This window comes from Crateriforma conspicua, from assembly GCF_007752935.1.
Lineage (GTDB): Bacteria > Planctomycetota > Planctomycetia > Pirellulales > Pirellulaceae > Crateriforma > Crateriforma conspicua.
The window spans coordinates 1,033,222-1,047,719 of the sequence record NZ_CP036319.1 but is presented as its reverse complement, the minus strand read 5'-3'; the positions used below and the strand labels follow the sequence as shown (position 1 = coordinate 1,047,719).

The window sequence follows — 14,498 nt, the reverse complement described above, 5'->3', positions numbered from 1 at the left end:
TATTTGCACCGGAGCATGGAGACCTGCACCGTGAAGACGGATTTCACCAGAATCGAGCGGCTACCGATCCGGGTTTTTCCACAACCCACCGATGCGGCCAAGGTGGTTGCCGACGAAATTGCCCAGGCCATCCGCGAAGCGGATTCGAGCGAGCGTCATTTCGTCCTGGGATTGGCCACCGGATCGTCGCCGGTCGACACCTACGATGAACTGGTTCGTTTGCACCGCGACGAAGGCCTATCGTTCGAAAAGGTCACCGTTTTCAGTTTGGATGAGTTTTATCCAATTTCACCGGAGCAATTGCAAAGCCACGCACGCTTCTTGCACGAACATTTGATCGACCACATCGATATTCACCCCGACAATGTTCACTTTCCCGATGGCACCATCGATCGCGAAAACGCGGCGGCGTACTGCAGTGATTTCGAAGCCAAGATCACGTCCGCCGGCGGCATCGATTTCCAGTTGCTGGGCGTCAGCCGCATCGGCCACATCGGATGCAACGAACCCGGCAGCGATCCAGGGTCACGCACGCGGTTGATCACGCTGGACCGAGTCACACGCATCGATGCGGCCAGCAATTTTTTTGGTGCCGACAACGTGCCACGTCATGCAATCACCATGGGTGTGGCCACGATTCTGGAGGCCAAACGGATCGTGTTGCTGGCCTTTGGCGAAGGCAAATCGCAAATCATTCGACGCACGGTCCAGGACGATGATCATTGGTCGATCCCGTCCACGTTCCTACAACGACACGCTGCGGCCGATGTGGTGGTCGATCAATCCGCCGCAGCGGCTTTGACGCGTTTCGCGCGCCCCTGGTCGTTGGGGCCGATCGCCTGGGACGATGCGATGACGCACCGCGCCGTGATCGACATGGCACTGCGTTCGGAAAAGGCCATCTTGAAATTGACCGAGGCCGATTACAACGAACACGGATTACAAGATTTGCTGGCCGATCACGGCAGCGCCTATGACATCAACCTGCGAGTCTTTCGCCGCTTGCATGCGACGATCACCGGCTGGCCGGGCGGCAAACCCGACAGCCGAAAGGAAGCCGGCGACCGCCCGGGCCATCGCGACGATCTTTTTCCCAAACGCATCCTGTTGTTTTCCCCCCATCCCGATGACGACGTCATTTCGATGGGCGGCACCCTGATCCGCTTGGTCGACCAAGGCCACGAAGTCCACATCGCTTACCAAACGTCCGGCAACATTGCGGTCTTCGACGACGACGCCTTGCGATTCGCCGAGTTCGCCGCCGACTTTTGTCGTGAATTTGAAATTCGGGCCGAAGGTCTGGACGAACTGGAATCGCACGTCGACGAATTTTTGCGGAACAAGAACCCCGGCCAAGTCGACAGTGAACCCGTTCAACGTATCAAAGCATTGATTCGACGCGGCGAAGCCCGCGAAGGGGCGCGATGTTGTGGCGTTCCCGATGAACAGCTTCACTTTTTGAATTTGCCGTTCTATCAAACCGGTCGGGTCCGCAAAAAACCACTGTCCCAAGACGACATCCGGCTGACCGTCGACCTGATGCGTCGGGTCCGCCCGCATCTGATCTACACCGCAGGCGATCTTTCCGATCCGCATGGCACCCACCGCACGTGTTTGCGTGCAGTGCTGCAATCGTGTCTGCAGTGCCAACAGGACGAATGGTATTCCGATTGCCAAGTCTGGTTGTACCGCGGGGCCTGGCAAGAATGGCCGGTCGAACGCATCGAGATGGCCGTGCCGCTTAGCCCGGATGAAGTCAAACGAAAACGTAATGCGATTTTTAAACACGAATCGCAGAAAGACCGTGCGCTGTTCCCGGGGTCCGACATGCGGGAGTTCTGGGAACGCGCCGAATCACGAAACGCAGACACCGCGGCCAAGTACGACACGTTAGGACTGGCCGAATACGCCGCCATCGAAGGCTTCGTTCGCTGGGACGGACAATCGGGACTGACCGTCTAGCCGCCCAGTTCGGCTTCGCTTTGATAGACGGCCAAGGTCGTTTCAAACGTCTCCGCACGGACCCGAAATTCGGGAACCGAATCGGTGTGTTTGTTGCAATGTTCGACCAACACCCGATACAAGAACCGAAACAAGTGCCGGGGCACCCGCAGCGATTGAAACGCGGTCAACATTCGGTTGTACGACAGGTCATCGGCGAACAAATCCTTGGGTTCTGGTGAAGCGCCCTCGGCGGCGCACGCCATCATGCGGGCACGCGCCAAGTCGTACAACGATTCACCGGTCCAAGCGAACGAGGGCACCACGTTCTGCTTGTCCAATCGGGCACGTTCGTGAAAATCGCGATTTTCGCGTTCCACATCCCGGTACAGTTCTTGGGGCAACATCAGCTTGAATCCGATGCCGGGTTGCTTCAGCAATTTATTGTCCAGCATCGGCCAAACGAATCGCTTCATCAGTTCCTGTTTGCCGCCGGTCAAATGCGGTTCGTCCACGCGGTCCATCAGCACGATGATGCCGTGATAGCCCAAACGTTCGATCAAACCTTGGAACTTGTTCAACAGTTCATAGCGATCATCGGTGCGGTCGTAGCGAGGAATCGGCTGGTTGGCCAATTCACGGCGCGGGAACCGCAGCAGCACGGTTCGCAGCGAACCGACTTCGCGTTTGCCGACCCGCATATGGCGACGAATGCCCATCGCCGCAAAGTGACACTTGATCCATCGCCACAAAAAAGGTGACGAAAACAGCAATGCCAAGGCCGGGGCCAGCCACAAAATTGTCAGGCTGCGACCACCGTCCTCGCCACCGTTTTGCCGCATGAACAGGTATCCGGTCAGCACCACGGCGACAATCGTACCGATCACTGCCAGGGACACGTCCCAAAAAGCCAACCAGTTGGAAAACGACAATTTCTTTCGCAATTGGCTCCATCGCCCCACCGACGTCGACGCGGTGGATTGATCATATGCCATGGCCAACAACAGAAAATCACGTGCCGCGGTGCGGTCCAGTTTCGCCAGATGGCCGGTCGTGATCGCGTCTTCGCTGGATGCGTCTTCACGAGACGATCCGATGGCCAGCACTCGGTCGACCAGGCTGGTCACACCGATGCACAGAATCGCGTCCATGTGGTCCCACAACCGCCATGCATCCAGCACCTTTTCCGGCTTGCGCGCCACCCGCCGACTCATCCGTTCGCTGAAGTGATCCAGGAACGGATTGAAATCGTCATAGCGAATCACGAACACACGCTGTTCGGGATGCTGGGCGTTGTAGCGGGCCAGATGTCGGTCGACTTGCAACCGCATCGCCGTTTTCCCGCTGCCTTTCGGGCCGAACACGATCGCCGTGGATGGTTCGGCCGGGTCCCCATAAACCTTGTCCCAGACCGGATGGTAGGCACTGCTGATGCAGTGTTCCTTGAAAACCTGGTCGGTCTGCGCGTCTTCCTCGGCAAAAGGATTGCGAGAGATACCGTGATGCTCAAGCAAAGATTGAATGTTCATGCAATATCCGGTGCATCCGTTTGCAACGAAAGGTTCAGCGTAGCGACAAGGGCGTTGATCACAGACGAAATCTGAAAGAGCTGGCCCGATCAGGAGGCATCCAGGCTTTTGATCATTTTGACAAAGTCATCACGATTGGCCTGAACGACTTTGGCCGGCCCGATCATCTTGACGAAATACAGGCGTCCTTTGGGGCTTTGCAAAATGGCGCCGGTCATCGCGTAATCCTCGCGTTTGACCATTCGACCACCCGCGAAGGGACCACCGCCCATGCGTTCGCTGAACGAACCGGCGTGGTCGACGATCACGACCTGCCAATCGCCCACTTTCATCGCTTCACGCTTGAACGCACCTTCGGGGCTTTCGCTGAATTGACCTTTCCATCGGGCGATGTTCGGTTCCAATCCACCGCCACTGGCCATGCCATAAACACGGGCGGTCAATTCGTCATCACCCTTGCCATCGGTGGCGACAAATTCGGCTTCGACGATCCGCGATTTCGGCGGTGATTTTTTGAACGCCGCGGGCACCGTCAGTTGGGCTTCGTTGAGAACGTTGATCTTTTCGGTCGTCTTCGTCGCCGCGTCATCGGCCAAAACCGGGGACGACGCCAAGACCGTCAACAAACCGAACGCGGACAAAGTCAGGGGACCGGTGAAGGATCGCATGGCGATGGGCTCCGTTGGAAATTCGTATTGGGGGACAATGCATTCGCGAAAACAAATACACGCGACCGCGAAAAAATTTACCGCAGTCGGACGGTTTACCGTAGTCCCGAAGAAAGCGGATCGACACATCCCTGCCGGCCCGACGCCCTGGTTCACAGCGCCACGGGGTCCCGCTAGCGACGAATCGATCCCCACAATTTCGCCAATTCGACCAAGTGCTCGGTGGCCGCGACCATTTCATCCAAGCACGCAAATTCCGTCACGCTGTGGATATTGTGCTGGCCGCTGGACAGGTTCGGCGTCGGCAGCCCTTTTTCGGTTAACTGGCTTCCATCGGTGCCGCCACGAATGATCGCTTTGGTGCATTTTCGCCCAAGATTCTCAAACGCTTTTTCAGCCAGAGTCACGGATTCGGGCAACTTTTTCAGCCCATCGGCCAGATTGCGATACTGTCGGTAAACGCTGACCTCATATTCGATGCCCGGATGATCGGCGGCCACTTCGGCGGCGATCCGTCGAATCAGCTTGGCATATTCTTCCAAATCACTGGTGTCGAACGAACGCAAAATCAGTTCGACGGTGCCTTCGCCCGTTCGCGCCTTCATGTCATGGGCGTGAATGAAGCCTTCGCGGCCGTCGGTGGTTTCCGGAGTGCAGTGATCTTTGGGCAATCGCGCGACGAATTCCGCGACCGGACGCATCGCGTTGATCATGCGATCCTTCGCGATCGCCGGGTGAATGTTGTGTCCGGTGAATTGGACCGTCGCCCCGTCGGCAGAGAAGGTCTCGACATCCAAAACGTCCGCACCGCCACCGTCGATGGTGTAGGCCACATCGGCCCCAAGCTTGTCCAAGTCGATCTTGTCCGTTCCGTGGCCGATTTCTTCGTCACAGGTGAACAGCAAGCGAATCGGACCGTGCGGCAACGATGGGTTTTCGATCAGCGTTTGTGCCAGTTCCATGATGATCGCCACCCCGGCTTTATCATCACCGCCAAGCAATGTGGTGCCGTCGGTGGTGATCAAAGTCTTCGACACCATGTCGTTCAGATCCGGACAGCCATCGACCGTGATCACGTTTCCGGCGGGAAGCGGAATATCGCCACCGGCATAGGATTCGATCACCTGCGGCTTGACCGACGTGGCCGGTGCCTCGGGTGAAACATCCATGTGGGCGACCAACGCCATCGTCGGACCATCGCCGTAATCACCGACGGCGGGTACGGTCGCCCAGACCAAAGCGTTGTCGTCGATCTGAACATCTTCGGCCGACATGGCACGCAATTCTTCGGCCAGCACCACCGCCAAATCACGCTGTGCCTCGGTGCTGGGGTATGTCTTGCTGTGCGGATCCGCCGGCGTGTCGATTTGGACGTAACGCAGAAAGCGATCCAGCAGGCGTTGGCGATTGATTTGCATGGGGATAAATCGTTCGGTGTCAAATAGCGATTCGGAAACAGCGACGTCGACGCGGTTCAACCGGGGGATTGGTAGAATTTATCCGCACCGGCGTTAAATTGGACGCCAATCCCGTGTGGAAGCAACCCCGCGTCGTCACCCGGCAGCGTGCACTGGTGGCCGAAGCGGCGGGCGGCAAATTTCGACAGTTTTCAATCCAGCGACGACGGCATGACGCAATCGGTCACCTACTTAGTTTTTGATGTCGAAAGCGTGGCCGATGGCGATCTGATTGCCAAAGTCCGATATCCCGGCGAAGGGCTGACGCCGGCCGAAGCGATCGCAAGGTATCAATCGGAAATCTTTGAAAAGTCCGGAACGACGTTCATCCCGCATACCTTTCAAATCCCGATCGCGGTGGTCATCGCCAAACTGGATGCGGAATTCCGGATGCTGGATTTGGTTTCGCTGGATGAACCCCATTTCCGCAGCCATGTGATCACGGCGAACTTTTGGAAAGGGTGGGACATGTACCGCCGGCCCACCTGGATCACATTCAACGGACGATCGTTCGATCTGCCGATCATGGAAATGGCGGCGTTTCGTTACGGCATCTCGCTGGCAAAATGGTTCTCTGGGTCCGGTTACAAAGCCCTTCGCAACCGATTCAACAGCGAAGCCCATTTGGATCTGCAGGACTTGTTGACCAATTTCGGCGCTGCACGATTGAACGGTGGATTGAACTTGGCGGCGCAGTTGCTGGGCAAGCCCGGCAAGATGGGCTTGAACGGTGAAGCGGTCCAACAAAAATATGACGAAGGCGGCAAGATGGAAATCAGCGACTACTGTCGCTGTGACGTCTTAGACACGTACTTTGTCTTCCTCCGATGCATGGTTTTGACCGGCAAGTTGACGCTGGAACAAGAAATCGAATTGGTTCAGCAGGCCAAGGATTTCATCCAACAACGTGCCGATGATTGCCAGGCCTATCAGGACTACCTGGGGCAATGGGGTGAATGGGTGGACCCTTGGGAAGCCGAGGCGGTGGACGAAGCCGACGAGAACGCCGATGCGTCGGATCCATCCGAATCGGGTGACGGCAACGATGACTCCCCCGCCCAGCCAACGACCGATTCGGAACCGACGTCATCGCCCGCGGAAGCCGATTCCACGGCAGATCCGCAGACCGATTCGGCCGCCGACGTGACCCCCAAAACGCCCTAGTTCGGCGCTTCGAAAAGGCCCGTGAAACTCGTCGGGCCTCCCCAGCGATCTGACTTGTGATTCCCAGATCGGCTTTCGTAGACTTCGACCGTTCATCCCGGTGTCAAACACCATAGTTTTGATCGGAAAGTCTCCCCCCTTGGTCGGCACGGATGCCACCGCTGTATGTCTCGCCCGTTTCGGATGCAGGATGCAGATCCGGATCGGGATGCCTGCTGCGCGGGTCCGACGACCGCTTTCCACCGCGTTGATCCTGATCTGCGGCTTGATGCTGGCACTTTCGGACATCGGTCCGGCGTCCCAAACCGCGACCGCCCAATTCCCGGCGTCTGATGCGACGACGACGGATGAATCCGCAACCAAAATTTCGCGACAGCCGCCCCGAGTCGATGGCGATCGAATCGCCAAATGGAATCGCGGTGGGGCCGACATCAGCTGGCTGCGCGACAACTGTCGACTGATGTTCGAAGACCGGATCTATCTGTGCGATCAGGTGCTGTTGGTCGTCGATGGCCCGCCGGGACGCGTTCGAACGCGATTCGTGATTTCCGGTGTTTCCGACGGCAAAGGCGGGCAAACGGGTCCGCTTTCGGGCGTGATCTATTCGGCATTGGAACCCCAGATTCAATCGCCCACACCGGTCCCAGTGCCGCAAAGTCTGCCTGCCTTGGCGTCACACCTTCCCGGCGGTTGGCCCGACGTGCGATTGCCTCATCCGCAATCCACCCCGGGCGATCTTCGTCTGGCAGGACATACGGAATCGCCCGCGGAAGACTCGGGGGCAGACGACGGTGGGGTTCGCCAAGCCCAATACGCGTCGCCGCTTCCGGTTCCCGATTCGCTGCCGGACCAGATTTTTGGCCCCACACTGGTGCCGCCCCCGGCCACAAGTTTTCCAGGTACGCCCGGCGTGGGCACCCCGGTGCCGAACCAGACGACGATGCCCGATGCGCCGCGAATTCAAAACGGCGAAGGACAATTTCGAATTTTCTCGGCCGACGGTCGACACGAAATCGAGTTTGTTTCACGCAATCCCGCCGCTCCGCTTTCGATCCAAAACGTGCCGCGTCCGGCCTTGGGCGAAGAGGTCTGGGTCGCCCGCGGTGGTGCCACCGTTCTGATCCGCGACGTCCAAGCCCAGTTGCCCGGCGGCCAATTCTTGGACCTCGGCACGATCTCGTTGTCCGCCCATCGCATCGTCGCGTGGACGCCCTTGCTGAATGATTTGATGCAAGGCCGCGCCGACATGACGTCCCATGATTTGGAGCTGTATCTGGAAGGCGACATCGTGTTCCGACAGGGTGACCGAATCATCTATGCCGAATCGATGTATTACAACGTGACGCAGGAAACCGGGATGGTGTTGGACGCCGAAGCCATCAGCACGATTCCCGATTACCAGGGCGTGGTGCGATTGAAAGCGGATGTCCTGCAACAGGTCGCCGAAGGCAACTTTCAAGCGTTCGGCGCCGCGGTGACGACCAGCCGTTTGGGCGTGCCGCGATATTGGCTGCAAAGCGATCAGCTTTCATTTCGCCAGCGTCTGCGGACCACCGTCGACCCGATCACCAACCAAACGATCCAGGCGACCGATTCGTACGTTTCCAGCCGCGACAACTTCATCTACTTCGGCGGCGTGCCGGTTTTCTATTGGCCGCGTTTGAGCGCCAGCATCCGCAAACCGCCGTTGTATCTGACCGGGGCCAATTTCAAGAACGATGACATCTTCGGAACACAGGTCATGTTGGAATGGGACCTGTTCCAACTGCTGGGATACGACTCGGCCCCGGACGGCGTCGATGTGCGCATCAAGACGGACTATCTAAGTGACCGTGGCCCCGCGTTTGGTACCCGCACCACATACGACCGCACCAGTTTCTTTGGTATCCCGGGACATGTTCGTGGACAAACCGACGGCTATCTGATTCACGACACAGGCTTGGACACCTTGGGGCAGGACCGACGCGACTTGACGCCGGAAAAAACTTGGCGTGGCAAGTCATGGCTTCAACACCGTCACACGTTCAACAGCGGCTGGGAATTCATCGCTGAGGTCGGTTACATCAGCGACCGCAATTTCTTGGAACAATACTTTGAAAGCGATTGGGACCAGCAAAAGGACTACACCACCGGCGCAAGGCTTCGTCGCTACGGCGGCAACCAATTATTGGACTTGTCCGTCGAAGCAAGGGTCAATGATTTCTTCAAAGAAACGCAGCAACTGCCCGTCCTGGAACACTATGCGATCGGACTTTCGCCGCTGGGCAACGCGTTGACGTGGACGATGAACAACAAAGTCGGCTACGTCGATTTGAATGTCGCCGACACGCCGGTCGATCCGGTCGAAGCCGCATCGATGACGACACTGCCGGGCGAAGTCGATGCGAAAGGTTTGATCGCATCGACGCGACATGAATTGTCCGCGCCTCTGGACTTGGGTCCGCTGAACCTGAGCCCCTTTGTCGGTGGCGACGCGACGTATTTCGGCGAAGACATCAACGGCGATTCGCTGACACGCTTGACCGGACAAGCGGGCATCCGAGCCAGTTTGCCGATGTACCGCATCGATCCGACCATTCAAAGCGCGTTGTTGAATGTTCGCGGCTTGGCCCACAAGATCGAATGGGTGGGCGAATACTTCTATGCCGACAGCGACGCGAACTTTGACGACTTGCCGTACTACGATTCGCTGGATGATAACGCGCAGGAACAATTTCGCCGTCGATTCATCATCGATCAATTTGGCGGGGTGTTGCCGGCACAGTTTGATCCGCGCGATTATGGATTCCGCCAAGGCATTCAACGCTACGTCACCAGCCCCAGTGATGTGGTGGTGGCCGACCAGCAACAGATTCGCTTGGGGGTTCACCAACGATTCCAAACACGACGTGGCTTGCCGGGCCGGGAACGCATCACGGACATCCTGCGGTTGGACATTGACACCATCCTGATGCCCGACGCCGATCGTGATAATTATGGCGAAACGGTTGGCCCGACGACGTACGACGCAAGCTTCCACCTGGGCGATCGCGTTTCTTTGCTAAGCGACGGCTACATCGATTTCTTTGACGATGGATTGCGCAGCATCAGCGGCGGCATACGCATGAGCCGACCGGGCTTGGGCGATGTCTATGCGGGGTTGATCAACATCGATGGACCGGTGACCAGCACGGCCCTGCGGACATCGTTGGATTATCGGTTGAACGAAAAATGGATCGTCCGCGCGGGATCCACCTATGACTTTGCCGACGTCGGTAACGTCGGACAAACGATCGGGCTGACGCGGATCGGTGAATCCTTCTTGACGGGATTCGAAGTCACCGTGGACGCGGGACGAGAAAATGTCGGCTTCAACTTCTTCGTTCTGCCGCGATTCTTCCCGACGGGGCGAGGCCGCGTAGGTGGCCAACTGATTCCGCCGCCAGGCGTGGAGGGCTTGGAATGACCGATCCCCATTCACGATCCACATGGCGCCAGAAGTTTGCCGACGCGAGCCGCGGCATCGGGGTCGCGGTCCGGGGACAGAAAAGCTTTTGGGTCCACTTTCCGGCCGGCGTTCTGGTTTTGGTAACGGCATTTGCCCTGCGTCTGCCCGCCACATCCATGGCAATTCTGTGGCTGACGGTCGGCGTGGTGATCGCGGCAGAAGTCGCCAACAGCGCCTTCGAAGCGTTGGTTCACACGGTTCACCCCAGCTTCGACCCGCGGATCGGCCGCGCCCTGGACATGGCCGCCGGCGCGGTCTTGATTTTGTCGATTGCCGCGGTGGCCGTGGGCATCTGCCTGCTGGGCTGGCCGTTGTGGAAAGTCGTCGTTGGGGTGGCAGCCGCCTGAACAGGCTCCGCTTACACCATCCGCATCGACTTCCAACGTCCCTGCAAGAACCGGCCCACCATCGAAGCGGCCAGCAAGAACACCCACCCGGTGACGACCCACCACCACCAAGTCAGCCGTCCCGTTTCCGGTTCGAAAACGATGCCGATGCTGCAAGCGATGATTGACGCAAACAAGCCGGACAGCAAAACGAACCAGGTGTCACCGGCACCGCGAAGCGATCCGGCCACGATCAATTGCGTCGCATCGACGATGACATAAATGGCGACGAAACCCAACAGGTTTCGCGCCAGCGATATCGCCACCATCGAATCTTCCGATGCGTCACCCCACTGGTACAGCGCCAGCAGTTGATCAGGAAACGCCAGGTACAACACCGCCCAGACCATCGAATAGATCCAACCGATCGATAGGGCCCCGGCCACCGATTTGACCGCTCGTGAAGGACCGCTTTCGGTCAAATGCCGCCCCACCAGAACCGATGCGGCGATCGCGACGCCGACCAACGGGACATAAGCGATCATGTTGAAATTGATCGCCATTGTGGTCGCTCGCAGTGGCAAGTCCCCCTGCTGTCCGATCTGCAAGACGATCGCGGTGAACCCGGCCGCCTCGGTTAACGACATCAATCCCGACGGTAAACCGAAGAACAACAACTTGCGGATCAACGCGGGATCAAACGAGATGCCGGCCAGAATCCGATAGCTTTCCTGAAACTTGGGCCGTGCCAACAAAAACGCGAACAAGCCGCCCTTGAACCAGAACGAGATCAAACTGGCCCAACCGGCACCGATGATGCCCATGGCTTCGATCTGCAGCGGCCCCATGTTCATTCCAAAGATGAACATCCAATCCAAAACCAGATTCACAACGCCCGATGCGATGCTGGCCCACATGATCACGTGCGTCCGCTCGGTACCGGCAAAGAAACCGCTTAAACCGGATTCCAGAACGATCCCTCCGGCACCCCACATCAGCAGCCGAAGGTATGCCGATTCCAATTCGATCAAGCCCGCGGGTTGTCCGGTCAGTGAAAACAACGTCGGTGCGAGCGTCCCGATCAAACCGAACAGCGGCAACGTGGCCAAGGCAAACCAAACGACCTGCCATAGAAAACGACCGATCATTTCACGTTGTCGGCTGCCGACGTACTGGCTGACCACGGCACCGGTCATGCCCGACACGCCGACCGGAACACAGATCAACGTCCAGAACAAATTGCCGGCGGCCATCGATGCGCTCATCGCCGCGCCGTCATACCACAGCAAGAATGTGCGATCGGCAAACAACACCACCGAAAACGTGCCCGTGCTGATCATCAGCGGCATCGCCACGCGAATCACCTCGGCCATGGCCTGGCCCAAGGTATCGGTCGACGGATCACCGGGGTCGGGCGCAGCATCACCGGATCGAACTTCGCCGGAAGGCGAAACGACATCGATCAGCTCCGACGAATCGTGGACCTGCTGCACCTGGTCGGTGAACTCCGTTGGCACCGCTGCATCCTTTTCCATGCTTGTCATGATCGCGAAACGACTTTCCGTACCGCCCCGCGATCCTGGGTTTTGCGCGCCGACACCATCAAAGGTTCCACCGGCATGACGGCCAAAGACTTTAGACCACGCTCCGCCCATCGGTGACACGTGGCACCTGTGGGACAACTAACATGGACCCCACACGAGGGTCCTGGGGCGCGAATTCACTGAATCTTCTTCGCGCAGATCCCTTTCAGATCGTTGTCGGCATGCCAGGGTTCGCGCATGATACCCGCGACCCTGCCGCCACCTTCAATCTGAACATCCAGTGGGCCTCTTTGACAGTCCACGACGACTTGATTCCATCCTGCCAAGAGCCAATTCGATGCGATCCAACGCGTTTCTTTCCCTCGTTTTATGCCTCGGCCTGATGCACGCCATCACGCCGGCATCGGCACACGACGGTCACAGCCACGACGGCCATGATCACGATCACTCGCACGCCGCCGATGCGTCGGCCGCGATCATGACCACACGACCGGCCGCCAAAAGCTTGCCGCCGGTCCAAGCCGATGACGTTTTTCACTTTGTGGTTTACGGCGACCGCACCGGTGGCGTGCCCGAAGGATTGAAAGTCTTGGAACAGGCAGTCGACGACACGAATCTATTGGATCCCGATTTGGTCATGACGGTCGGCGACTTGATCCAAGGATACAACCAAACGCCCGAATGGTTGGACCAAGCGGCCGAGTACCAAGAGATCATGAACCGGCTAAACATGCGGTGGTATCCGGTGGCGGGCAACCACGATGTGTATTGGCGCGGACCTGACGCGCCGCCCCAAGGACATCACGAATCCAATTACGAAAAACACTTTGGGCCACTGTGGTATTCGTTTCAACACAAGAACGCCGGCTTCATCGTCCTGTACAGCGACGAAGGCGATCCGGAAACCAATGAAAAGGCTTTCAATCAAGGACGTCTGCAAAAGATGTCCGACAAGCAATTGGAGTTCTTGGAAAAAGCGTTGAAAGACCACAAAGACGCCGATCACGTTTTCTTGTTCCTGCACCATCCACGTTGGATCGGTGGCGGCTACACCGGCGGCAACTGGGACGTCGTGCACGACATGCTGAAGTCCGCCGGAAACGTGACCGCCGTTTTCGCGGGCCACATCCACCACATGCGATTCGACGGTCCGATCGACGGCATTGCCTATTACACCTTGGCCACCACGGGCGGACACCTGTCGGCGGAAATCCCCGGTGCCGGTTACCTGCACCACTTGAACATGGTCACCGTTCGCCCCGATGACATCAGCGTCGCATCGTTGCCGATCGGTTCGGTGATGGACCCGAAAGAGTTCACGCCGGAGTTTCTGGCGACCGTGGATCAAGCTCGCTCGGTTCGCCCGTCATTGCAGTCCGGCGAATTGCGACTGAACATCGACGGCAGCGCCAGCGGTGAATTGACTTATGCGATCAAGAACACCACCACGCGGCCGCTGCAGGGTTCGTTGGTCTTCGGTTCACCGGACCGTCCGTCGCGTGACTGGACTTCCGATTTGGATCACCAACACTACGAAATCGCGGCCGGACAATCGCGTCAATTCACATTCACTGTGAACCGACCGGCCGGCAGCATGCAAACGCTGACCATGCCCACGGTTCGTACCGAACTGGATCTGATCGGCGAAACCACCCGCATTCGATTGCCCGCCATCGACCAACCGTTGCCTTTGCGTGTCAGCGCCGTGCCCGCTGATTTCTTCACCGCCAGCAAAGACTTGGCTTTGCGTGTGCAGACGCCGCAATCCGCGGTTCGCATCCCCAGCGATGAATTCGAACTGCCCGACGGTCCCTTCACCATCGAAGGCTGGTGCCGGTTGGATGAAGCCGCCGGTTACAACGCCGTGATCGCAAAAACCCAAAGCTCCGAATATGCCATCTTCATGGACGAAGGCGCGCCGGTGTTCGACGTCAACCTGAACGGTCGGTACGTTTCGGCCAAAAGCGATCAAACCATCGCCATCGGCCAATGGACTCATATCGCCGGCGTCTTCGACGGTAAAGAAGTCCGCTTGTACGTCAACGGAAAACAGGTCGATTCACGCCCGGCCCGTGGCAAGCGCCGCGCGAACAAATTGCCGTTGTTCTTGGGAGCCGATCCGGACGCGGGCGGGAATCCGACACGCAACTTTGTCGGCTTGTTGGATGAAGTTCGCTTGTCGACCGGCGCAGTCTATGAAGCGGACTTCACGCCCGAATCACGGTTCTTGCCGCAAGATTCGACGGTCTTGCTGATGCACCTGGATCGACGCGTCGGCCCCTTTGTTCTGGACCACAGCAATTCCGCAGCCATGGGAACGCTTGGCAAAGCGGCGGACTTGGTTTCTCACGATCGCTAAGGCGTTTGTGAAGTCGACGCGTT

The 14,498-nt window shown here is 58.1% G+C and carries 9 protein-coding genes; 5 read left to right on the top strand and 4 right to left on the bottom strand.

What is annotated here, in order from left to right; genetic code table 11:
• The first annotated feature begins 15 nt into the window (after nt 1-15).
• Entirely contained in the window at nt 16-1,962 is a 1,947-nt protein-coding gene (locus Mal65_RS03780; RefSeq protein ID WP_145293792.1) for a 6-phosphogluconolactonase, read from the top strand.
• Here the strand turns inward: Mal65_RS03780 and Mal65_RS03775 are convergent.
• The 3 genes from Mal65_RS03775 to pepT all read right to left on the bottom strand — a co-directional run bounded on the left by Mal65_RS03775 (nt 1,959) and on the right by pepT (nt 5,556).
• Nucleotides 1,959-3,470, bottom strand: coding sequence for a hypothetical protein (locus Mal65_RS03775; RefSeq protein WP_145293790.1), 1,512 nt, complete (start codon nt 3,468-3,470; stop codon nt 1,959-1,961). The two genes, Mal65_RS03780 and Mal65_RS03775, sit on opposite strands and share 4 nt — an antisense overlap.
• An 89-nt stretch (nt 3,471-3,559) precedes the next feature.
• Nucleotides 3,560-4,138, bottom strand: a complete 579-nt coding sequence (locus Mal65_RS03770; protein WP_145293789.1) for a hypothetical protein — start codon at nt 4,136-4,138, stop codon at nt 3,560-3,562.
• 173 nt (nt 4,139-4,311) lie between these two features.
• Nucleotides 4,312-5,556, bottom strand: coding sequence for a peptidase T (pepT, locus tag Mal65_RS03765; RefSeq protein WP_145293786.1), 1,245 nt, complete (start codon nt 5,554-5,556; stop codon nt 4,312-4,314).
• Nucleotides 5,557-5,766: 210 nt separating this feature from the next.
• Between pepT and Mal65_RS03760 the strand changes: the two genes are divergently transcribed.
• The 3 genes from Mal65_RS03760 (at nt 5,767) to Mal65_RS03750 (ending at nt 10,593) form a co-directional block, all read left to right on the top strand.
• A complete protein-coding gene (locus tag Mal65_RS03760; RefSeq protein ID WP_145293784.1) occupies nt 5,767-6,759 on the top strand; it encodes a 3'-5' exonuclease in 993 nt (330 codons plus the stop codon).
• A 208-nt stretch (nt 6,760-6,967) separates the two neighbouring features.
• The gene (locus tag Mal65_RS03755) at nt 6,968-10,204 is read left to right on the top strand and encodes an LPS-assembly protein LptD (protein WP_231131274.1); all 3,237 of its coding nucleotides are present in this window, start codon (nt 6,968-6,970) and stop codon (nt 10,202-10,204) included.
• Nucleotides 10,201-10,593: a diacylglycerol kinase gene (locus Mal65_RS03750; protein WP_145293782.1), complete on the top strand. Its 393-nt coding sequence runs from the start codon at nt 10,201-10,203 to the stop codon at nt 10,591-10,593. Before Mal65_RS03755 ends, Mal65_RS03750 begins: the two co-directional genes overlap by 4 nt.
• An 11-nt stretch (nt 10,594-10,604) precedes the next feature.
• Here the strand turns inward: Mal65_RS03750 and Mal65_RS03745 are convergent, their stop codons facing one another.
• Nucleotides 10,605-12,116: an MATE family efflux transporter gene (locus Mal65_RS03745; protein WP_196784539.1), complete on the bottom strand. Its 1,512-nt coding sequence runs from the start codon at nt 12,114-12,116 to the stop codon at nt 10,605-10,607.
• 382 nt (nt 12,117-12,498) lie between these two features.
• Between Mal65_RS03745 and Mal65_RS03740 the strand changes: the two genes are divergently transcribed.
• Entirely contained in the window at nt 12,499-14,475 is a 1,977-nt protein-coding gene (locus Mal65_RS03740) for a LamG-like jellyroll fold domain-containing protein (protein ID WP_390621994.1), read from the top strand.
• Nucleotides 14,476-14,498 lie beyond the last annotated feature (23 nt).